18 protein-coding genes and 3 pseudogenes are annotated in these 20,364 nt (G+C 71.0%); 11 read left to right on the top strand and 10 right to left on the bottom strand.

What is annotated here, in order from left to right; translation table 11 throughout:
• The first annotated feature begins 98 nt into the window (after positions 1–98).
• From ABZ154_RS10085 to ABZ154_RS10075, 3 genes are all read left to right on the top strand, one after another.
• A complete protein-coding gene (locus ABZ154_RS10085; protein ID WP_015609174.1) occupies positions 99–818 on the top strand; it encodes a GPP34 family phosphoprotein in 720 nt (239 codons plus the stop codon).
• A gap of 306 nt (positions 819–1,124) precedes the next feature.
• A complete protein-coding gene (locus ABZ154_RS10080) occupies positions 1,125–1,982 on the top strand; it encodes a helix-turn-helix transcriptional regulator (RefSeq protein WP_161267557.1) in 858 nt (285 codons plus the stop codon).
• Between the two features lie 221 nt (positions 1,983–2,203).
• Complete coding sequence (locus ABZ154_RS10075) at positions 2,204–2,410, top strand: DUF397 domain-containing protein (RefSeq protein WP_026242170.1); 207 nt, start codon at positions 2,204–2,206, stop codon at positions 2,408–2,410.
• Positions 2,411–2,525: 115 nt separating this feature from the next.
• Here the strand turns inward: ABZ154_RS10075 and ABZ154_RS10070 are convergent, their stop codons facing one another.
• Positions 2,526–3,371 carry a hypothetical protein gene (locus ABZ154_RS10070; protein WP_356830839.1) on the bottom strand — a complete coding sequence of 282 codons (846 nt, stop codon included), beginning with the start codon at positions 3,369–3,371 and terminating at the stop codon, positions 2,526–2,528.
• 102 nt (positions 3,372–3,473) lie between these two features.
• Here ABZ154_RS10070 and ABZ154_RS10065 point away from each other — a divergent pair, with 102 nt between their 5' ends.
• Complete coding sequence (locus ABZ154_RS10065) at positions 3,474–4,256, top strand: SDR family oxidoreductase (RefSeq protein ID WP_356830837.1); 783 nt, start codon at positions 3,474–3,476, stop codon at positions 4,254–4,256.
• Between the two features lie 25 nt (positions 4,257–4,281).
• On the opposite strand, the gene ABZ154_RS10060 is transcribed toward ABZ154_RS10065, so the two are convergent.
• Positions 4,282–5,400 (bottom strand): ADP-ribosylglycohydrolase family protein, encoded by a 1,119-nt coding sequence (locus tag ABZ154_RS10060; RefSeq protein ID WP_356830835.1) that lies wholly within the window; start codon positions 5,398–5,400, stop codon positions 4,282–4,284.
• A gap of 260 nt (positions 5,401–5,660) precedes the next feature.
• Complete coding sequence (locus tag ABZ154_RS10055; RefSeq protein WP_356830833.1) at positions 5,661–6,458, bottom strand: SDR family oxidoreductase; 798 nt, start codon at positions 6,456–6,458, stop codon at positions 5,661–5,663.
• Between the two features lie 58 nt (positions 6,459–6,516).
• Between ABZ154_RS10055 and ABZ154_RS10050 the strand changes: the two genes are divergently transcribed.
• Positions 6,517–6,891, top strand: a complete 375-nt coding sequence (locus ABZ154_RS10050; protein WP_356830831.1) for a MerR family transcriptional regulator — start codon at positions 6,517–6,519, stop codon at positions 6,889–6,891.
• Position 6,892: 1 nt separating this feature from the next.
• On the opposite strand, the gene ABZ154_RS10045 is transcribed toward ABZ154_RS10050, so the two are convergent.
• Positions 6,893–7,441, bottom strand: coding sequence for an MFS transporter (locus ABZ154_RS10045; protein WP_356830829.1), 549 nt, complete (start codon positions 7,439–7,441; stop codon positions 6,893–6,895).
• Between ABZ154_RS10045 and ABZ154_RS10040 the strand changes: the two are divergent.
• A pseudogene (locus tag ABZ154_RS10040) lies at positions 7,380–8,283 on the top strand (helix-turn-helix domain-containing protein). The gene ABZ154_RS10045 and the pseudogene ABZ154_RS10040 overlap by 62 nt on opposite strands.
• Before the next feature lie 15 nt (positions 8,284–8,298).
• On the opposite strand, the gene ABZ154_RS10035 reads toward ABZ154_RS10040, so the two are convergent.
• Positions 8,299–9,156: an NPP1 family protein gene (locus tag ABZ154_RS10035; protein WP_356830827.1), complete on the bottom strand. Its 858-nt coding sequence runs from the start codon at positions 9,154–9,156 to the stop codon at positions 8,299–8,301.
• Between the two features lie 279 nt (positions 9,157–9,435).
• Here ABZ154_RS10035 and ABZ154_RS10030 point away from each other — a divergent pair, with 279 nt between their 5' ends.
• The 3 genes and pseudogenes from ABZ154_RS10030 (at position 9,436) to ABZ154_RS10020 (ending at position 10,985) form a co-directional block, all read left to right on the top strand.
• Positions 9,436–9,825, top strand: coding sequence for a hypothetical protein (locus ABZ154_RS10030; protein ID WP_356831004.1), 390 nt, complete (start codon positions 9,436–9,438; stop codon positions 9,823–9,825).
• 30 nt (positions 9,826–9,855) lie between these two features.
• Positions 9,856–10,443 (top strand): annotated as a pseudogene (locus tag ABZ154_RS10025) (hypothetical protein).
• Between the two features lie 8 nt (positions 10,444–10,451).
• Positions 10,452–10,985: a hypothetical protein gene (locus ABZ154_RS10020; protein ID WP_356830825.1), complete on the top strand. Its 534-nt coding sequence runs from the start codon at positions 10,452–10,454 to the stop codon at positions 10,983–10,985.
• A 72-nt stretch (positions 10,986–11,057) separates the two neighbouring features.
• Here the strand turns inward: ABZ154_RS10020 and ABZ154_RS10015 are convergent, their stop codons facing one another.
• Entirely contained in the window at positions 11,058–13,640 is a 2,583-nt protein-coding gene (locus ABZ154_RS10015; RefSeq protein ID WP_356830823.1) for a bifunctional FO biosynthesis protein CofGH, read from the bottom strand.
• Between the two features lie 168 nt (positions 13,641–13,808).
• On the opposite strand from ABZ154_RS10015, the gene ABZ154_RS10010 reads away from it, so the two are divergent.
• The gene (locus tag ABZ154_RS10010; RefSeq protein WP_356831002.1) at positions 13,809–14,528 is read left to right on the top strand and encodes an HAD family hydrolase; all 720 of its coding nucleotides are present in this window, start codon (positions 13,809–13,811) and stop codon (positions 14,526–14,528) included.
• A gap of 67 nt (positions 14,529–14,595) precedes the next feature.
• Here ABZ154_RS10010 and ABZ154_RS10005 read toward each other — a convergent pair whose 3' ends face one another.
• The 3 genes and pseudogenes from ABZ154_RS10005 to ABZ154_RS09995 all read right to left on the bottom strand — a co-directional run bounded on the left by ABZ154_RS10005 (position 14,596) and on the right by ABZ154_RS09995 (position 18,379).
• The gene (locus ABZ154_RS10005) at positions 14,596–15,717 is read right to left on the bottom strand and encodes a PQQ-dependent sugar dehydrogenase (protein ID WP_356830821.1); all 1,122 of its coding nucleotides are present in this window, start codon (positions 15,715–15,717) and stop codon (positions 14,596–14,598) included.
• A 186-nt stretch (positions 15,718–15,903) separates the two neighbouring features.
• On the bottom strand, positions 15,904–17,388 hold the full coding sequence (locus tag ABZ154_RS10000; RefSeq protein ID WP_356830819.1) for a penicillin-binding protein 2: 1,485 nt from the start codon (positions 17,386–17,388) through the stop codon (positions 15,904–15,906).
• Positions 17,389–17,534: 146 nt separating this feature from the next.
• Positions 17,535–18,379 (bottom strand): annotated as a pseudogene (locus ABZ154_RS09995) (LLM class F420-dependent oxidoreductase).
• Between the two features lie 127 nt (positions 18,380–18,506).
• Between ABZ154_RS09995 and ABZ154_RS09990 the strand changes: the two are divergent.
• Positions 18,507–18,962, top strand: a complete 456-nt coding sequence (locus tag ABZ154_RS09990; protein WP_356831000.1) for a tetratricopeptide repeat protein — start codon at positions 18,507–18,509, stop codon at positions 18,960–18,962.
• A gap of 99 nt (positions 18,963–19,061) precedes the next feature.
• On the opposite strand, the gene ABZ154_RS09985 is transcribed toward ABZ154_RS09990, so the two are convergent.
• Entirely contained in the window at positions 19,062–20,273 is a 1,212-nt protein-coding gene (locus ABZ154_RS09985) for a hypothetical protein (RefSeq protein ID WP_356830817.1), read from the bottom strand.
• Between the last annotated feature and the right edge of the window lie 91 nt (positions 20,274–20,364).

The following is a 20,364-nucleotide window of genomic DNA, read 5'->3' as shown; positions in this document are numbered from 1 at the left end:
CGACATACCTACTGGTTCCCGTACAAAGCAGTCAGGCGCTCTCGACAGATGAATGTGAGAGGGGTCACCCTGTCAGACATCCACGCGGGGAGGCATGGATGGGCAGGAGCCGCAGAACAATCCCGGAGGAGCTTCTGTTGCTCGCTCTGGACCCGACCACGGGTACCACAGCGCAGCCGCAGTCGCTCGACCTCGGCCTGGCCGGGGCACAGCTAGTGGAGCTGGCTCTGGCAGGACGGATAGCCCCTGACGGGGATCGTATCGCCGTGGTGATGCCACGGCCGACAGGAGATCCGACACTGGACTCCGCACTGGAGCTGCTGCGCCGTCGTGGCAGCCCGGTCCGGGCGGTCCACTGGATCGGCGGACCCCGGCTGGGGCTGCGCCAGATCTATCTCGCCCATCTGGAGCGGTGCGGCATGGTTCATGCCGTGGCGGGCCAGATGTGCGGAGTGCTGCCGACGACTCGCTACCAGGCGACGGAGACAGCCATCAGCCGGGACATCAGAGCCCGGCTGGACAGTGCGATCCGCACCGGCGTACCGCCGGACCCGCGGACCGCGGCGCTCGCCGCACTGGCCCACGCGGTCGGACTCGGCAAGCACCTGTACCCCGGGAACGAGGGGCGTTCATCGCGCTCCCGACTCCGGGACCTGATCAGACACGACCCCATGGGCGGCCTCGTGGCGCACGCCGTGATGGACGTCCAGAACGGGGTGGCGGTCCAGCCACGCCGTACGCAGCAGGCAGCGGGCGTTCCGTTGCAGCCGCAAGCACAGGCACGCCGGGACAGCATGGCGCACACCGCCGCGAGCTGACCCGGAGCCGCCTGAGCAGGGCCCGCGCAGAGGACCGCGCGGACAATCGCACACCGCCGCACCGTCGTCATCGGACCCGGTTCGGGAGCCGCACCACGCACGGGGCAGCCGGTTTCGACCGGCTGCCCCGTGCGCTTGCGCGCCGTATCGCACGCCCTCTACCGCGCCGGCGCGTGCTCCGGTGTGCGGTCGGGGGCTATACCGCACGCACCTGCGTGTGGCCGTTTCCCAGCGCGGCCGGGGCAAGGGGTGGCAATCTGCTGAGCAGTAGATACGCACAGCTACATAGCCGGAGGTGCACTTCCCGTGCCGTCCAACGTCAATCCCACAGTCAGGCGACGCAGGTTGGGCCAGGAACTGCGCCGCCTGCGCGAACTCAAAGGCATGACGGCCGAGGAAGTGGCGGAGCGCCTGCTGGTCTCGCAGTCGAAGATCAGCCGCCTGGAGAACGGCCGCCGTTCCATCAGCCAGCGCGACGTGCGTGACCTGTGCGGGGTGTACGAGGTCGAGGACGTCCGCATCGTCGACTCACTCATGCAGATGGCCAAGGACTCGCGCCAGCAGGGCTGGTGGCACGCATTCGGCGACATCCCGTACAGCGTCTACATCGGTCTGGAGACGGACGCGGAGTCCCTGCGGGTGTACGAGCCCCAGATGGTCCCTGGCCTGCTCCAGACCCGGGCCTACGCCGAGGCGCTGATCAGCGGCGCGCTCCCCGAGGCGCCGCCGTCGGACATCGAGAAGCGCGTCAACGTACGGTCCAGGCGCCAGGACCGGGTCAACGCGCCGGACAACCCGCTGCGGCTGTGGGCCGTGATCGACGAATCGGCGCTGCGCCGGCGGGTCGGTGACAACCAGGTGATGATCGACCAGCTGGAGCACCTCGTCGAGCAGTCGCACCTGCCGCATGTGACCGTGCAGGTGCTGCCGTTCGACATGGGGGCGCACCCCGGGATCAACGGGCAGTACGCGATCCTCGAGTTCCCGGACGCGGCGGACTCCAGCGTCGTCTACATCGAGGGCGTCACGAGCGATCTCTACCTGGAGAAGGCGAACGACGTGCAGCGCTACAGCGTGATGTACGAACACCTGCGGGCGCAGGCGCTGAACGTGGAGCAGACGCGGGAGTTCATCAGCAAGATCGCCAAGTCGTACACCAGCTGAATCAGGACACCGCACCGTCCGACTGGTGGACACCGAAGGTCGTCGAGTGAGCGGCGGCGGCACCTTACACCGCCGCCGACTCACAGCGTAAGAGTTCCTAGCACAATGACACCCGGTCGAGTGAACGGCCATCTCATGGTCGGGGCTTGGCGAGTAGCGTCGATCACGCCAACCGGAATCAGGTTGGTGCGACTCACTCAACTCTCTGAACCGGAGTGAACATGGCAATTCTTCAGGGTGCTACGGACATGTGGACGAAGTCGTCGTACTCCGGGGGCAACGGCGCGTGCGTCGAGGTCAAGTCCCCGGTCGCTCTGTCCATCGCCGTGCGTGACTCGAAGGCCCCCGAGGGCCCCTCGCTCACCTTCGTCCCCGGTGCGTGGAACGCGTTCGTGCGCGATGTCGCCACGGGCCCGGTCGACGCCTGACCGCAGCGCAGGCCGCACCACCGCACCACCTGATGGAGCCCTCTCGACCGGTTCGCCGTCCTGGCCGAGGGGGCTCGGCACGCCCCCGACGCACCCCCGCCCCATCCGGCGGCCGTCACCTCAGCCGGTCGACGTACCGATCGGTCCCCGGCACGGTCGGGATGAACGGCGCGACCAGCTCGACCCGCCCCAGCCCCGTCTCCGCGACCGCCGCGTCGAGCCCCGTGAAGTGCGCCTCCCAGCAGGTACGGGGGTCCTCCTGGAGGAACCACAGCAGCGTCAGCCGGGTCCCCACCCCCTCGACCTGCTTCACGTACGTCATCCGGTCGCCGGGCAGGGGTGTCGGCCGGAAGACGGTCACCAGAGCCGCCGGCGACCCGCTCAGCCGCTTCGGCAGGTGCCGGGACCTCAGCCACTCCAGCAACCCGGCTCGCTGCTCGGGCCCTTCGGCATCGACGACCTGGAGGACGAGACCCGCGTACGGGTGGTCGAGCGCGTGGAAGTCCCGGGGCCCGGCGGCCCCGTCGCGGTAGACGGTGGCCTCGTGGTCCTGGAAGGCCGTGAAGACGTGGGTCCGCTCCTGGTAGACCCGGCCGTCCCGGTTGAGCCGCTTGTTGATGGCGACGGTCCACTTCATGTGCTCGTCGTAGCGGCCCTCGGTCACCCAGTACGTCGACAGGTAGCACCCCGCGCCGACGGGCCGGGCGACCGCCGACTCCTGCGGATAGCGCAGCTCCTGGAGGTCCTTGGTGGCCACCCAGCGCCGCCCTGCGAACATCCACGGCATGGCCGTCGCCCCGGCGTAGTAGTGGTCGTCCTCGTACCAGCGGTTGTACGCGTGTTCATGGCCCGGATGCGGCTCGACCATGGTGATCAGGGCGTGCCCCGGGCGCACCCCGTACGGCCCCACCCCCGCCAGCTCGGCATAGCGCCCACTTTGCGTCCCGGCATCGTCCACCATGTCGCCCCTGCCCCTCTCCCTCTCGCCCGCCCCTTCCGTCGGGGCCCGCAGCCACCTACTCTGACGCCCCGTCAGTTGAACTTCCAGGGCCGGGAGGCACCGATGTTGCTCGCGGGGAAGACGGTCATCGTGTCGGGCGTCGGCACGGGGCTCGGACACCGGATCGCGGAGACCGTCGTACGGGACGGAGGGCGCGCGGTGCTCGGGGCGCGCACGGCGGCGAACCTGGCGAAGGCCGCGGCGGAGATCGACCCGGAGGGCCGGCACACCGCCCACCTGCCGACCGACATCACGGACGAGGCGCAGTGCGAGGCACTGGCGGCTCTGGCGGTCGACCGGTTCGGCGGGGTCGACGCGGTGGTCCATGTGGCCGCCTGGGACAGCTACTTCGGTGGTCTCCAGGACGCGGACTTCGCCACCTGGCAGTCGGTCATCGACGTGAACCTGCTCGGTACGCTCCGGATGACGCGGGCCTGCCTGCCCGCCCTCAAGGAGCGCGGCGGCTCGGTGGTGGTGATCGGTACGCAGTCCGCGGTGGCCGCGCCCTCCCAGGTGTGGCAGGCGGCGTACGCGGCGTCCAAGGGGGCGCTCACCTCGGCGATGTACTCCCTGGCGCGGGAGCTGGGGCCGCACCGGATCCGGGTCAACACGGTGCTGCCGGGGTGGATGTGGGGCCCACCGGTGCAGGCGTACGTCCAGTTCACCGCCGGCTCCGAGGGGGTACCGGAGTCCGAGGTGCTGGCCCGGCTCACCGAGCGGATGGCACTGCCGGAGCTGGCCACGGACGGGGATGTGGCGGAGGCCGTCGCCTTCCTCGCCTCCGACCGGGCACGGGCGATCACCGGCCAGTCGCTGCTGGTCAACGCGGGCGAGCTGATGCGCTGACGGACCGCACGTGAACAGCCCCGCTTCACGTCCCGCGCGGGTAGCGGGCCAGCCACCCCGCGGCGGCGGCCGTCGGGCTGTGCAGGGCCGGGCCCTGGGTCATCTCCATCGCGAAGTCGTCGGCCAGTTCGAGGAGCGTGGGGCGCCCCTCCAGCTCGGCGAGCCAGGCCGGCGGCAGCGCGGTCTCGCCGTGCAGCACGCCGAGCAGCGCACCGCAGACGGACCCGGTGGCGCGGGAGGGCCCGCCGTGGTTCACGGCCAGCCGCAGCCCGTGCCGTACGTCCTCGCTGACCAAGGCGCAGTACACGGCGACGGCGAGCACCTCTTCGGCGGCGTCGGTCGGCCCCAGCGCCTCGATGAGGGCCGGGCCGGGGATGCCCTGCCGTACGGACCCGAGGGCCTGCTGCAGGGCCTCGGTCACCGGCTCGTGGCCCGGGCGCTCGTCGAGCAGCGCCATCGTGTGCTGCACGGAGCCGTCCAGGCTCTCCCCGCGCGCCAGCCCGTGCACGAGTACGGCGAAGGCTCCGGCGGCCAGCTGGGCGGCAGGATGCCCGTGGGTCTGGGCCGCGCACTCGACGGCCAGCTGGAGCACGAGCTGCGGCTCCCACCCCACGAGCAGCCCGAACGGTGCGGACCGGGTCAGCGCGCCCGCGTCCCGGGCGGCGGGGTTCTTGGGCCGCTCCAGCGTCCCCATGACGGTGTCGCCGAAGCCGCCCAGGCACTCCCGGCTGGGCCCGCGGCGGGCGTAGAGCCACTCCTCCGCGGCCAGCCACCCGTTGTCCTTGCGCCGCTCGTCGGGCCCCCAGTCGTGCTGGGTGGCGGCCCAGCGCAGGTGGGCCCGGTGCACATCGGTCGGTGGGTGCCAGGCGCCGGTGTCGCGGCGGACCTGGGCGCGGATCAGCCCGTCCACGGTGAAGAGGGTGAGCTGGGTGAGGGCGGTGACGGCCCCGCGTCTGCCGTGCGCGGGGACGTAGTCGGTGACCCCTTCGGCCCCATGGGCCTCCCGGATCTCCTCCAGCGCGAGCCCGCTGACCCCGGCCCCCAGCGCGTCCCCGACGGCCCCGCCGAGCAGCGCCCCGCGCACCCGGCTGCGGAAGTCCTGCTGCTCGGCCCGTCCCCAGACCGCCGTGGTCCCTGTGCTCACCCCGCCCCCTCCCCGTCACCACGTCCTCGCCGGCGCGGCCCTCTGCGGGCGACCGCGCAAGCACTGTAATCGAACGGGAACGGGCGGTAGAGGGGGCGACCGTCCGGACGACCGGGGTACGTACGGGTATGTCGACGGACGTCCCGCAGGTCGCTTTTGGGCCGGTGGGGCGGACGGCCGCACCCCCGGGCGCCTCCCCTGCGCCGAGCCCCGCAGGCGGTACTCGAAGCCGAGCCGGTCCACCTGCCGGCCCGGGGCGGTCAAACGCCGAGCCCCTGGCCGAACCCGCCGTCCACGGGCAGTTCCAGGCCCGTGGTGAAGGTGGCCTCGACGGCCAGGTACAGCGCGGCGGCGGCGACCTCGTCCACGGTGCCACCCCGGCCCATCGGCGTGGAGGCGTTGCCCTGTTCGATGAACTCGGCGCGCTGCTCCTCGGTCAGTTCGGCGACGCCCATCGTCGGGGTGAGGATGAATCCGGGGGCGATCGCGTTGACGCGGATCCCGCGGGGGAGCAGCTCGGCGGCGAGCACCTTCGCGAAGGCCGCGACGGCTTCCTTCGCCGCGGAGTAGGCGCTGAGACCGGGGAAGATCTGGTCGTTGGAGACGGTGGTGAACACGATCGAACCGCCCTCGGACATCAGCGGCGCCAGTCGCTGGACGGTGAAGAAGGCCCCCTTGGCGTTCACGTCGAAGATGCGGTCCCACGATTCCTCCGTGGCCTCTTCGAGCGTCTGGAACTCGGCGATGCCCTGGTTGATGAACAGGTGGTCGATGCCGCCGAGGCGGTCCGCGACCTGGTCGTGGAGGGCGGCGACGGCGTCGGCGTCCGTGGCATCGGAGCGCACCGGGTGCGCCAGCGGGGTGCCGAGCGCCGCCTGGGCCTCGGCGAGCCGCTCGTCGCTGCGCCCGGTGTACATCACTTCGGCGCCGCGTTCGGTCAGCGCTCGGACGATGGCCCGTCCCATGCCGATGGTGCCACCGGTGACGACGGCCTTCTTCCCTGCCAGGGCCTTCGGATCGATGGTCGAGCGGTGCTGGGTGCTGCGGTTCGTTGTCATGTCGGCCAAGCTAAACTTTGACGTCAATGTGAGAGTCAATGCCCGTGACGGGGGTCACATGTTCATCGGTGAGCTGGCCAGCCGGACCGGCGTCAGCACCAGGAGCCTGCGGTACTACGAGGAGCAAGGGCTCCTGCGGCCGCAGCGGCGGGCGAGCGGCTACCGCGAGTTCGCCGAACCCGACGTGGCCGCCGTGCGCAGGATCCGGATCCTGCTCGCGGCCGGGCTGAACACCGACCTGATCCGCGAAGTGCTGCCCTGCATGGCCGACGAGGGAGCCATCCTGGCGCCGACCTGCGAGGAAATGGCCCAGGACCTCAGACACGAACGCGAGCGCATGAGCAGCGCCATCCAAGAACTCCAGGCCGCCCACGCCATGCTCAGCTCGATCATCCACGCGGGCGAAGCGATCACCGGCGGCCGGGCCGCCTGAGTCACCCGTTCCGGAACGGCCCGGAGGCCGCCCGCCGGGCTGGGGCGAAGGCCGACAGGGCGGCGACCAGCGGGAAGAGTGCCACCATGCCCAGGGCGGTGGAGAGCGGCATCGCCTTCGCCAGCGCGCCCGCGGTGGCGCTGCCCACGCCGCCGCCGACGAAGAACGTGAGGTTGAGCAGCCCCATGGCACCGCCGCGCCGGGCCGGTTCGATGTGTCCCGGCATCAGGGCCGTGGTGAAGACCTGGGTGACGGAGAACGCGGCGAAGCCGAGGGAGGCGCCGAGGATCAGCAGCAGGACGTCCGACCCGGTCAGCGCCCCGGCGAGGGCCACCGCGAAGGCGAGGGAGACCACGCCCAGGAGCCGATTGCCGTGGCCGCCCGCGGTGAGCCTGCCGGCCAGCCGGGAGAGCACCGCACCGGCGACCGCGCCGGGCAGCAGCCAGAGACCGACGGACAGGACACTCCAGCCGTGGTCGCGGACGAGGGTGTTCGGGAAGCCGCAGCCCGACCTGGCGGAGCCGTGGTACGACCTGCGGCTGTGCGGCACACGCGCGTGGCGACCCGGAGGGGGCGGCGCACGGTGCAGGGCTGCCCCTGCGCACCTGTTACGGGCTCGCCGATCTCGCCGGCGCCGACACGGTCATCGTGCCCTCGGTGCCCGACGCCTGCGTCGACGAGGGCCGGCCGCTGCCGCCGGAGCTGATCACGGCCCTGCGCCTCGCCTACGACTCCGGCGCCCGCATGGTCTCCCTGTGCACGGGCGCCTTCGCCCTCGCCGAGGCGGGCATCCTCGACGGCCGCCGCGCCACCGCCCACTGGATGCACACGACCCAACTGGCCGCGCGTTACCCGAAGGTGGAGGTCGATGACTCGGTGCTGTACGTGGACGACGGCGACGTCCTCACCAGCGCCGGGCTGACCGCCGGGCTCGACCTCTGCCTCCACCTCGTACGCCGCGACCTCGGCGCGCACGTGGCCAACCAGCTGGCCCGCCGCATGGTGGTACCGGCCCACCGCCCGGGCGGGCAGGCGCAGTTCATCGATCAGCCCATGCCCGCCACCGACGACCGGGGCCTGGCGCCCGTACTGGACTGGGCCCGGGAACGCCTCGACGAGCCGCTGACGGTCGAGGACCTGGCCCGGCAGGCCGCGACGAGCCCGCGCACCCTCTACCGGCGGCTCCAGGCCGCCACCGGGGTGACCCCGCTGCAGTGGCTGCTCGACCAGCGGCTGCGGCTCGCCCAGAGCCTGCTGGAATCGACGGACCTGCCGATCTCCAGGATCGGGGAGCTGAGCGGCCTCGGCACCGCGAACAACCTCCGCCACCACTTCCTCAAGCAGATCGGGGTGTCGCCGAGCGACTACCGGCGCGCCTTCCCCCTGGCGTGAAGGCCTGGGAGCCCTTCAGGCCCAGGGGTCGAAGGGGATGCCGGCGGGCTTGGAGTTGTTGAGCAGGTTGCGGAAGCGGTCGTCCTTGTCGGTGACCTTGATGGTCGCGGAGCCGAAGTCGGCGTTCATCAGCCGGTCACGCAGCTCCGTACCGGGGAAGCCGTTCCAGTCGACGATCGGCGGGTAGCGCCAGTTGCCGTAGTGGTTCTCGGGCGGCTCGTCGTTGTTGTTGGCGAGGCGGAAGAAGTGGGTGCTCGGGCCGTCCTTGTGGTAGACGGCCTTGGGGTGCGACCCGTCGAACCGCACCTGGGAGCGGGGGTAGGTCTTGACGGTGCTGTGCTGGGTGGTCGAGACGTAATCCACCTGGTTCGACGCCTGGTTGACCCAGGAGATGACGTGCTCGAAGTCGTGGCGGTGCCCGCCGAGCCCGCTGCCGTGGACGGCCTGGTCCTTCTCGAAGTAGCTCGCGTAGACGATGCCGCACCACCCGTTGTTGCACTTGGAGCGAGCGTAGGTCTGGGAGTTGTCCAGGTCCCACTTGTCCCGGCAGCTCCCGTTGATGGCGCCGGACGTCTTCAGGCCGGGGGCGAGGGTGCCGTCCGGGCCGATGGCGGGGGTGGCGTAGCAGCCGTCACCGTCGTAGTCGTAGGCGGGCGAGAAGGTCTGCTCGTAGCCCCCGGCGTTCTGGGGCAGATGCTGTGGCGGATCGGCGTGGGCGGCCGTCGCGGTGCCGAGCACGAGGAGGCCGGCGGCGGCCAGGACGGCGGCGACGCGGGGGGCGCGACGGTTGCGTATGGAAAGGGAGGTGCCCGGGTCCGAGGGCGCCTCACGGCGGACTTTGCGGGCGGATACCGGCATCAGCGGGGTTCGCATGATTTCTCGCTCCTGACTCACCAGCACGTGACGGAAGGGGTGACTCCCGCAAGAGTTGCCCGGGTCATGACAGAAAGAAACCGAAGGCCATCTCTCAGGCCTCCGCCTCCGCACAGGCCCGGCACCCGTTCAGCAAACGATCAAGGAGCGAAGATAGCGTGGGGGAAGAGACAGCCTCATGGCGGAAGAACAATCGGCTTACGGCTTCACGGAGGACCTATGGCGTGGGACGAGTGGGAGCAGGCGAAGGCCAGGGCGCAGCAGGACGCGTCCACGTAGCTGAACCAGGTCGCACCCGAACGCGGCGGCGGGAGCGGCGACAACGGGGACCTGGTCGTCCACAACGACGTCCTGGGGGCGCTGGGAAACGTGGCGTACGGTCTGCGGCAGCAGTTCTCGACCGCGTCCGACCACGCCAGGCAGAACACCTTCGACGCGTCCATCCAGCTCTTCAACGACGGACTGGACACGGGCTCCGCCCTGACCGAACTGCATGACGCCTGGAACACGAAGTCGGGAACGCTCAAGCAGGCCTGTGCGCACATCTCCAACCATCTCGACTACTCGCGCGCCGAGCACGCGAAGGACGAGGTCAAGATCGTCACGGACATGCGCACCGCCGGCGGGGACGACCTCTCCGTCTCGCGTATTCGCGACTACTACACGTAACCAGTCCGGCGAACCACGGGGGCGAATTTCATGGTCACCTTCCAAGAGCTCAACGATCTGCGCCTGGGCAAGCTCCAGGCGCCGGTGACGGACTGGCAGGCGATGATCGACAAGTTGGTCAAGGTGGCCGACGGCGGTGGCGGCGCGGTCAGCGCGGCGGACATGGACCGCAAGGCCAAAGCGGCTGACTGGAAGGGGAAGGACCCAAAGGAGACGCCGCTGCGAGGGGGCGCCACCGTCGGCTCCCTGGAACAGGCCCGCTACCAGGCCCTGGTGACCGACAAGGACGATCCCACTTGGGATGCGAAGTGGCTTAACCACGGATTCGGCAGCATCGCGAGCGAACTTCGTACCGGGGGTCGGCGACATCGCCCAGCGCGGGATCGACGCGGTGGCCTACGAATGGCAGACGCAGGAACAGAAGCGGATCGACACCATTCACGTGCAGGACAACAAGGATGTCTTCAAGGGCAGGGAGCAGCAATTGCAGGCACTCGCCGACGAATGGGCCAAGGCGAACCCCAGCCACTCCAACACTCGCTACACCATCACGACCGAAATCAACGGTGCGGCGTACGCGGGAACAACCGCGCCAGCGGGTTGGCGGGCGGAGGGTGATGAGGTCTATGAGGAAGAACGTCCTGCGGCCGGTGGGCGGCGCTGTGCTGCTCGTCGCGCTGTTCGTCGGGGCCGCCGGCTGCGGCGAACCCGAGGCCTTCAAGGTCTCGGAGGCCTGCGGCACAAAGTTCGACCCCGAACTGGTCGGTCGGCTGCTGCCCAGGGGCGATGACCTGAAGTCCGATGACACTTTCTCGGAACCGAGGCAGTTCCGCTGCGAGTTCGCGGTCGACGGGCAGGAACAGGTCGGCTTGCGAGGTGACGTCGTCGAGCCGTTCGTCAAGCCCTTGGAAGTCAAGAAGTCGGTCATGCTGCGGCTGGGCAATCCGGCACCGGCCGACATCGGCGGCGGTGCCACCATCGCGGACCACGGGGCGATGGCCCTGCAGGCGTGCACGTACAAGGGCGAGAAGATGCAGTACGTACTATCCATCGACGGCGTGGAGGACCCCAAGGACACCGCAGAACGCCGGCGCCTACTCGAAAAGTTTCTGCGCTCCCAACTACCGATCACCATGGAGGCCGAGGGCTGCCGTCCGTAGCCCTCAAGCCGGGGGGCGCGAGGGGGCAGGGACGGCGCGCCCCTGCCCCCCGCTCCCCCCGGCCCCCACCCCTCAGCCCGGCACCACCGGCAGCAGTTCCGGCAGGTGGCCGTCCGAGGCCGTGGCCGCCGCGATGCGTTCCGCCGGGACCTCGCCGTACAGCGTCGTGCGGGGGCGGGACGGGCGGCCGGCCAGGGCGGCGATTTCCTGCAAGCCCTGGATCGAGCGGTACGAGCCGTAACTCGATCCCGCCATACGGGAGATGGTCTCCTCCATCAGCGTGCCGCCCAGGTCGTTCGCGCCCGAGCGGAGCATTTCCGCCGCGCCCTCCGTGCCCAGCTTCACCCAGCTCGTCTGGATGTTGGTGATGTGGGGGTGGAGGAGCAGTCGTGCCATGGCCGTGACCGCGCGGTTGTCGCGGTCCGTGGGGCCCGGGCGGGCGATGCCGGCCAGGTAGACCGGGGCGTTGGTGTGGATGAAGGGGAGGGTGACGAACTCCGTCAAGCCTCCTGTTTCCTGCTGGAGTTGAGCCAACGTGCGGAAGTGGCCCAGCCAGTGGCGGGGCTGGTCCACGTGCCCGTACATCATCGTCGAGGACGAGCGCAGGCCCACCTCGTGCGCCGTCCTGATGACCTCCAGCCAGGTGGCCGTGGGCAGCTTTCCCTTCGTGAGGACCCAGCGGACCTCGTCGTCCAGGATCTCCGCCGCCGTGCCGGGGATCGAGTCGAGCCCGGCCTCCTTGGCGGCCGTCAGCCAGTCGCGGATCGACATGCCCGTGCGGGTCGCGCCGTTGACGACCTCCATGGGCGAGAACGCGTGGACGTGCATGCCGGGGACTCGCTCCTTCACCGCCCGGGCGATGTCGAAGTACGCCGTCCCGGGCAGGTCCGGGTGGATGCCGCCCTGCATGCAGACCTCGACCGCGCCCACGTCCCACGCCTGGGCCGCCCGGTCCGCCACCTGGTCCAGGGAGAGCGTGTACGCGTCGGCGTCCGTGCGGCGCTGGGCAAAGGCGCAGAAGCGGCAGCCGGTGTAGCAGACGTTGGTGAAGTTGATGTTCCGCGTGACGATGTACGTGACCTCGTCGCCGACCACGTCCCGGCGCAGCGCGTCCGCGATCCGGCACAGCTCGTCCAGTGCCGGGCCGTCCGCGTGGAGCAGCGCGAGGGCCTGGTCGTCGGTGAGCTTCGTCGGGTCGTCGGCGGCCTGGCTCAGAGCCTGGCGTACGTCGGCGTCGATGCGGGACGGGACCATGCCGGGGGCCGCCGCCTCCCGGAGCGCCTCCCAGTCCCCGTACACCTCGTCGAAGTCGTTACGGCGGTCGCCGGTGCGGCCCTCGGTGTCGATCGTGGCGTGCAGGTCGGTGCGGCCGGAGGAGGTGAACCCCTCGTCCGGCTCCTGCCAGGGCAGGCCGACGGGCAGCGCGTCCTCGCGGGCCAGGCCCGTCTCCGGGTCGGCCAGGGCGCGGACGTGAGGGAGGAGGCGGGGGTCGAGCCAGGGCTCGCCGCGCTGGATGAACTCCGGGTAGATGGTGAGGCGTTCGCGGAGCCGGAAGCCCGATTCGGCGGTACGCGAAGCCAGTTCGTCGATGTGCGGCCAGGGGCGTTCCGGGTTCACGTGGTCGGGGGTCAGCGGCGAGACCCCGCCCCAGTCGTCGATGCCCGCGCCGATGAGGAGCGCGTACTCGGCGTCCACCAGGTTCGGCGGGGCCTGGATACGGGCCGAGGGGCCGAGGATGTGCCGGGCCACCGCGATGGCGGCGGCCAGCTCCTCCAGCTCCGCGTCGGGCATCCCGCGCATCGCCGTGTCCGGCTTGGCGCGGAAGTTCTGGACGATGACTTCCTGGACGCCGTGGTAGGCGCGGGCCGTCTTGCGCAGCTCGAAGAGGGAGTCGGCGCGCTCCTCGTACGACTCGCCGATGCCGATCAGGATGCCGGTGGTGAAGGGGACGTTGGAGCGGCCCGCGTCCTCAAGGACGCGCAGCCGTACGGCCGGTTCCTTGTCCGGGGAGCCGTGGTGCGGGCCGCCCGGCTCGGACCACAGGCGGGTCGCCGTCGTCTCCAGCATCATCCCCATGGACGGTGCCACGGGCTTGAGGCGCTGGAGGTCGGTCCAGGTCATCACGCCCGGGTTGAGGTGGGGCAGCAGGCCCGTCTCCTCCAGGACCCGGATCGCCATCGCCCGTACGTACGCGAGGGTGTCGTCGTACCCCTCCGCCTCCAGCCACTCCCGCGCCTCGGGCCAGCGGTCCTCCGGGCGGTCGCCGAGGGTGAACAGCGCTTCCTTGCAGCCCATCGCCGCGCCGTCGCGGGCGATCTTCAGCACCTCGTCGGGGGACAGGAACATCCCGTGCCCGGCCCGGCGGAGCTTGCCGGGGACGGTGACGAAGGTGCAGTAGTGGCACTTGTCACGGCAGAGGCGGGTGAGCGGGATGAAGACCTTGCGCGAGTACGTGATCACGCCCGGCCGGCCCGCCGCCGCCAGGCCCGCGTCCCGGACCCGGGCGGCGGACGCCGCGAGGTCCGTCAGATCGTCGCCGCGCGCCTGGAGCAGGACGGCGGCCTCGGTGACGTCGAGGGCGACACCGTCCCGGGCACGTCTGAGCGCGCGCCGCATGGCGTTGGAGGTGGGACGTCCGCTCTGAGGATCGGTCATGAACCGAGCATACGAGCGAGGCATGCGCGCCGGACCAGGGCCTCGGGGTCGGATCGGCGGACCCGGGGCCGGTGGGGGCGTGTGCCCGCTGCTCCCTTCACTCGTGCGGGCCGACTCACGGAATGAGCGCCCTGCCACGGCGTCCTCACGCCTAGTGTCGGCACGGTGATGGAAACGATCGTCCTCGGCATCGGCGAAACCCTCGTACGCGACGACCGCCACTGGGCCTCCTGGGCCAACTGGCTCGGCGTGCCCGCGCACACCCTCAGCGCGCTGGTGGGCGCGGCAGTCGCCCAGGGCCGCGACGCCACGGACGCGCTGCGGGTGCTGCGGCCGGACATGGACGTCGACGAGGCGTACCTCGCCCGGGCCGCCGCCGGGCGCGGGGAGCACCTCGACGAGTCGGACCTCTACCCGGACGTACGGCCGGCGCTCGCGGAGCTGCGGGCGGCGGGGGTGCGGGTGGTCGTGGCGGGGAACGGGACGGTGCGGGCCGGGGAGCTGCTGCGGGCGCTGGACCTGCCCGCGGATCTGGTGGTGACCTCGGCCGAGTGGGGCGTACGGAAGCCGGACCCGGCCTTCTTCGCGCGGGTGGTGGAGGTGGCGGAGGCGGAGCCGTCCGCGACGCTGTACGTGGGCGATCATCCGGCGGACGACCTGTTTCCCGCCGCCGCGGCGGGGCTGCGGACGGCGCATCTGCGGCGGGGGGCGTACGGGCACTGGTGGGCGGAGCACCCGGATGTGGTGGGGGCGGCGGACTTCCGGGTCAACGCGTTGACGGAGCTGGTGGGGGTGGTGGGGGCCGAGGAGGGCCCTCACCCGGAGGGCATGAGCGGGGCGGTGGGGGGCGGGCGCCCTGCGAGGGTCTCGTACCTCAGGGGCCTCTGAGCGCCGGGCCCACCCCAGCAAGGGTTCCGTCCTCAAACGCCGGACGGGCCGGGGTGGGCCCGGGTTCCTACGCCGGGTCCAGGCGCGAAACCGCACCACCTATCGCCAGCACGTACAGCTCCCCGTCACCCGCCTCCACGAACGAGATCACCTCGCCGCCCTGGACCCCCAGGTCGCCCTCGCCCGTCACCTCGCCGTTCTCGATCTTCAGCGTGCGCAGCGTGCCGTCGCAGTAGTCGCTGTAGACGTAGCTCCCCGCCAGGTCCGCGATCGCCTCGCCCCGGTAGACGAAGCCGCCCGTCACCGAGCAGCCCAGGCCGCTGCGGTCGTACTCGTGGACCGGGGGCACATGGTTCGCCGGCTCCGTGCCGCCGCGGAACGGGTGGTTGCCCTCCATCGAGGACCAGCCGTAGTTCTCACCGCCCTTGCTGCTCGCGGGGGCCCGGTCGATCTCCTCCCACTCGCTCTGGCCGACGTCGCCGATGAGGAGGTCGCCCGTGCCCGCGTCGAACGAGAACCGCCACGGGTTGCGGAGCCCGTACGCCCATATCTCGTCCTTCGCGCCTTCCTCCGCCACGAACGGGTTGTCCGCCGGGATCGCGTACGGCTCCCCGCCGGTCGGGTCGATACGGAGGATCTTGCCGAGCAGCGTGTCCAGGTTCTGGCCGTTGCCGTGCGGGTCGCCGCCCGAGCCGCCGTCGCCGAACGCGATGTAGAGGTAGCCGTCGGGGCCGAACTTGATGTCGCCGCCGTTGTGGTTCGGGTACGGCTGATCCTGGGTGAGGACCGTGCGCCGGGTGTCCGGCTGGAGTTCACCGTCCGCCACCGCGAACTCGTCGATGACGCTGGTGCCTTCGAGGTCCGTGTACGAGATGTACAAGTGCGCGAACTCCGGGTCGAACGCCACGCCCAGCAGGCCGCGTTCGCCATCGGTGGTGGTCTCGTCGGTGATGTCGAGGACCGGGTCGCTCAGCCCGTAGTCACCCAGGATCCTCACGGTTCCGGCCCGTTCGGCTATCCAGACCGTGCCGTCCGGCCCGGCCGCGCCGGCCGACGGGCCCTGCGCGCGGGCCACTTCCGTCAGCACGACCTGTGCCGAGGGCTCTTCTGCCGATGCCGTGGTCAGCGTCAGGGTCACTGCGAGGAAGAGTGCGCCGATGATCGCCGAGCTTCTGGTGCGAACTGTCACCGTGGCCTCCTGGAGGCGGCGAGTGGGGGAGTTCACCCTGGCTGCTCGGGGCAGAGTTCGGTGGGGGTGCCCGCGCCAGCATGCAACCGGGGTGGGGGGCGTGTGCCACTGGCTACGGATGAGAGTACGGGGGCCGGTGCGACTTGGCCTAGGCCAATGCACCGGTCAATCCCCCTCGGCCCGGCGCTACTTGCCCAGCGCCGCCTCCATCACCTTCTTCGCGATCGGGGCGCCGAGGCGGCCACCGGAGATGTCGGAGCGGGAGATGTCCATGTCCGTCGGGTCGATGAAGACGGCGACGGCGACCGAACGCCCGTCGTCCGTCTTGCCGTAGCTGACGAACCAGCCGTACGGGACCTCGTCGCGCACGTTCACGCCGCGCTGGGCGGTGCCCGTCTTGCCGCCGACCGTCACGCCGTCGATCAGGGCGCGCTGCGCGCTGCCCTCCTTCGCGGTGTGCTCCATCATCTCCTGGACCTTCTTCGCCGTCTCGGGCGAGACGGCCTGGCTCATCTCCGCCGGTTCGTTCGTCTCCAGCGTGGACAGGTCCGGGCCCTTCAGCTCCTCCACGATGTACGGCTGCATCAGCTTGCCGTCGTTGGCGAGAGCCGCGGTCACCATCGCCATCTGCATCGGGGTGCTCGTCAGGCTGCCCTGCCCCATGCCGGTGAGGGCCGTGCCGGGCTTGTCGAGCTCGGCCGGGTAGAGGCTCTTCGTGGCGAGCATGTCGCCGAACTCCTCCGCGTACACGTCCTCGTTGAAGCCGAACTTCTCCGCGGTCTCCCGCATCCGGTCCTCGCCCAGCTCGGCGGCCGCGTCGAGGAAGACGTTGTTGCAGGAGAACTGCATGGCCGTCTTCATGGACGCCTTGTCGCAGACGGCGTCCCCCGCCTCGCTGCCGATCTTGTTGCGGGAGAGCGGCAGCGGATACGGCGAGACCGCCTTCGTCGGGGCGTCCACGTCCGAGACCACGCCGTGCTCCAGCGCCGCAGCGGCCGTGAGGATCTTGAAGGTCGAGCCGGGCGGGAAGGTCTCGCGCAGCGGGCGGTTGGCCAGCGGCTTGCTCTTGTCGTCGAGGAGGGCCTTGAAGCGGTCGCTCTCCTTGAACGAGATCCCGGCGAAGGCCTCCGGGTCGTACGAGGGCGTCGAGACCAGGGCCAGCACCTTGCCGGTGCGCGGGTCCAGGGCGACGACCGCACCCCGGGCGCCCAGGTCGGTCAGCGCCTTGTAGCCCGCCTTCTGCGCCTTGGGGTCGATCGTGGTGATCACGCTGCCGCCGCGCCTCGGCTGCCCGGTGAGGACGTCCTTGGCGTGCCGGAAGGCGAAGCGGTCGTCCTGGCCGCTGAGGACGCTGTCGTACGTCCGCTCCAGCAGCGTGGTGCCCTGGGCCTGGGAGGCGTAACCGGTGACGGGCGCGTACATCGGGCCTTCCTTCCAGGTGCGCCGGAAGGTGTAGTCCCTGCTCTCCGTCTCCTTCGAGCCGGTGATCGCCTTGCCGCCGACGATGATGTCGCCGCGCGGGGTGGAGAACCGCTCGAACCGGACGCGGGCGTTCCGCTCGTGCTGGGACAGCTCCACGCGGTCGACCTGCTGCAGCCAGTTCGCCCGCAGCATCAGCCCCAGCATCAGGAGCCCGCAGAAGATGGCTATGTGCCGCAACGGCCTGTTCATTCCACTCCCCACCCAGGCGGGCCCACGGCCCGCACGCACGAAAGCGCGTGCGGGCCGCGCCCACGTATGCGATCCCCCAGGGGTAAGGATGCCTTGTCGGCGCCCCCGGTTGCACAGGGCAGGGCGGGCGGCGGCCCCAAGGGGGCTCAGAGGTGTGCCGCGTACCCGTCCAGGGTCCGCAGCACCTCCGGCTCGGCGGCCGGGGGCAGCTGGAGCACGACCTCCTCGATGCCCAGATCCGCGTAGTGCGCGAGCTTCCCCGGGTCGGGGAGGACGGCGTACGGCACCACCTGGAGGTCCTTCGGGTCGCGCCCCGCCTCCTCCCAGGCCGCCCGCAGCTTCGGGACGGACTCCCTCAGGCCCCGGCCGCCGATGGGCAGCCAGCCGTCCGCGTGCTCCGCGATCGCCGCGAACAGCTTCGGGCCCGCCCCGCCGCCGATCAGTGTGCGCGGGCCGACGACCGGCCCGCGCGGCGCCTGCACCGGTTTCGGGAACGCGAAGCTCGCCTGGACCGACCCGAACTCCCCCTTGTACGCCGTCGGTCCGGCCGACCACAGCGCCCGCATCAGCGCCATCCGGTCGCGCGCGAGCTCCCGGCGCGTGGACCACTCGACCCCGTGGTCGGCGGCCTCCTCCACGTTCCAGCCGTAGCCGACACCGAGCGTGAACCGGCCGCCGGAGAGGTGGTCCAGGGTCGCCACCTGCTTGGCCAGGTCGACCGGGTCGTGCTGGGCGACCAGCGTGATCCCGGTGCCGAGCGTGATCCGTCGGTGACGGCCGCCGCCTGGCCGAGCGCCACGAAGGGGTCCAGGGTGCGGCCGTACTCGCGGGGCAGGTCACCGCCGGCCGGGTACGGGGTGCGGCGGCTCACCGGGATGTGGGTGTGCTCGGGCAGATAGAGCCCGGCGAACCCGCGCTGCTCCAGCTCGCGCGCCAGCCGCACGGGTGTCACCGTCTCATCGGTGAGGAAGATGGTTGTGGCGATCCGCATCGAACACCTCCGTCGTCTGTACGGGGGGCCAAGGTATGCCGTGCGCGGGTGAGATCCGAGACCATGTCAGCCATGAGCAGGACCACAGGCAGGGCCGCAGGGCTGCGGGAAAGGACGTGGGATGGGAATGGGACTGGGCTTCTTCCTGCTGCCCGCAGGCGGTGTGCTGAGCCTGACCGGCGTGTTCCTGGGCAGCGGCACGCTGATCGGGCTGAGCTGGATCATGTGGGCGGCCGGGGTCCTGCTGCTGATCGCCCAGCGCTACCGCCGCCCGCCGGACCCGGCGCAGCTGGCCCTCGCCGCTGCCGCCGGGGACGCCCGTGCGGTACGGGGGCTGCGCACGCTCGCCCTGGACGCGCGGAGCCAGGGGCGGCCGGACGCCGCCGAGCGGATGCTGCGGCAGGCGGTGAAGGCCGGGGACGTGGAATCGATGTGGGAGCTGGGCCGGCTGGTCCAGGAGCGCGAAGGGCTGGCGGCGGCGGAACCGTGGTTCCGGATGGCGGCCGGGCGGGGCCACGTCGTCGCCCGGCGGCTGTTCCGGGCGGGCGGCGAGCTGAACCCGGACGGGACGAGCCCCCTGTAGCCGCGCGTGTACGCGGACGGGACGAGCCCCCTTCAGCCGCGTGCGTGTGCGTACGTGCGACGGCAGGGGACTCACTCCCGGGACCAGAGGTTCCGAAGGTCAGAACGTGCCGTAGCGGCCCGTAAGGTCGGCCTCCGTGCACAGGGCCGAGCCGATCAGGCAGGGCAGGCCCACGTACGTGCGGGTGTAGACGTTGGTGACCTTGCCGCCGTTGTAGATGTAGATGTGGTGGTTCGGCATCAGGCGGTGCTTGCCCGAGCGGATGGTCCAGTTGCCGCTCTTGGTCATGTTGATGGTGGCGGCGCCGCTGATGGCCCCCTTGACCCCGCCAAGACCCTTGCAGAACGGGTTGGCGGCGTGCATGACGAACCGGATGTCCACGGAGTTCTTGCCCGACCCCAGTTTCTTGGCGGTCATGTGCTTGTCCGTGGCCGTCTTCGTGGCGACCTTCTTGCCGGTCGACTTCTTGTAGACGTGCGTGGGCTTGACGGACTTGTTGCCCACCACCTTCTTGTTGCTCCAGGTGACGGTGGCGTGCAGGGCCGCGCGGTACTTGTCCGACTTCCAGTCGAACTTGGAGCGGCCGTCGCCGCCATACTGGTAGCCCTTGGTGTAGTCGCAGCCGGCCGGCGGGGCGTCCACCTTCTTGAACGGCAGGAACGCCACCCAGCTGATGGTGGTGGTCTTGGCGGCGGCCGCCGCCTCGGCCTGCTGGACCGCCTCACCGCGCAGCCCGGCGAGGGAGCCGGTGGCGGGGACGAAGACGTTCATGCCCCAGCTCCTGGCCCCGGGGTGGCCGCCCTCGGGAAGGAGCGGGACCACCTGGTAGTCGTACTGGGCGCCCGCCTTGACCGCGGTGTCCCGGAAGGACTGCACGCCCGCCGCCGGCCGGGCGATCTCCTTGCCGTCGCGGGTGATGACGTAGCGGGCGTTCTCGGCGTAGGCCTTCCAGGACAGCTCCACGAAGCCCTGGCCGGCCGCGGAGGTGATGCCCTCGCCGGCCGACGAGGTGTCGACGACCGCGGTCTCGCCGGAGGCGGCCCGCACGACGCCGAGGCCCTGGGCCTCAAGGGTCTTGCCCTGGGCGCTGTCCGCGCTGAAGCCGGTCACGTCCTCCAGCCCGCCGTACGGCTCGGCGGAGAGCTGCGACACGGCGAACGCCGGTGGGGTCCGGTCGGAGGAGGCCGTGGCGGCGGAGGCCGGTCCGGAGGTGGAGCCCGAGGCGAGAGCGGTCGCCTGAAATCCGCCCGCGACGAGCGCGAGCGGCGTCACGGAAAGGGCGGTCACCTTGGCGAAACGCGAGAACTGCATGTATTCCCCTTCATCCCCGTCGACGCCGTGGACGAGCCATGGCATCGGGTGCCCTGATGTCAGGCACCTGACAGAGACCCTAGGGAGGGGG

This window comes from Streptomyces sp. NPDC006261 (assembly GCF_040613515.1).
In the GTDB taxonomy this organism is placed as follows: Bacteria; Actinomycetota; Actinomycetes; order Streptomycetales; family Streptomycetaceae; genus Streptomyces.
Note: the sequence above shows the minus strand (reverse complement) of the source record. Positions and strands in the feature narration are given on the sequence as shown.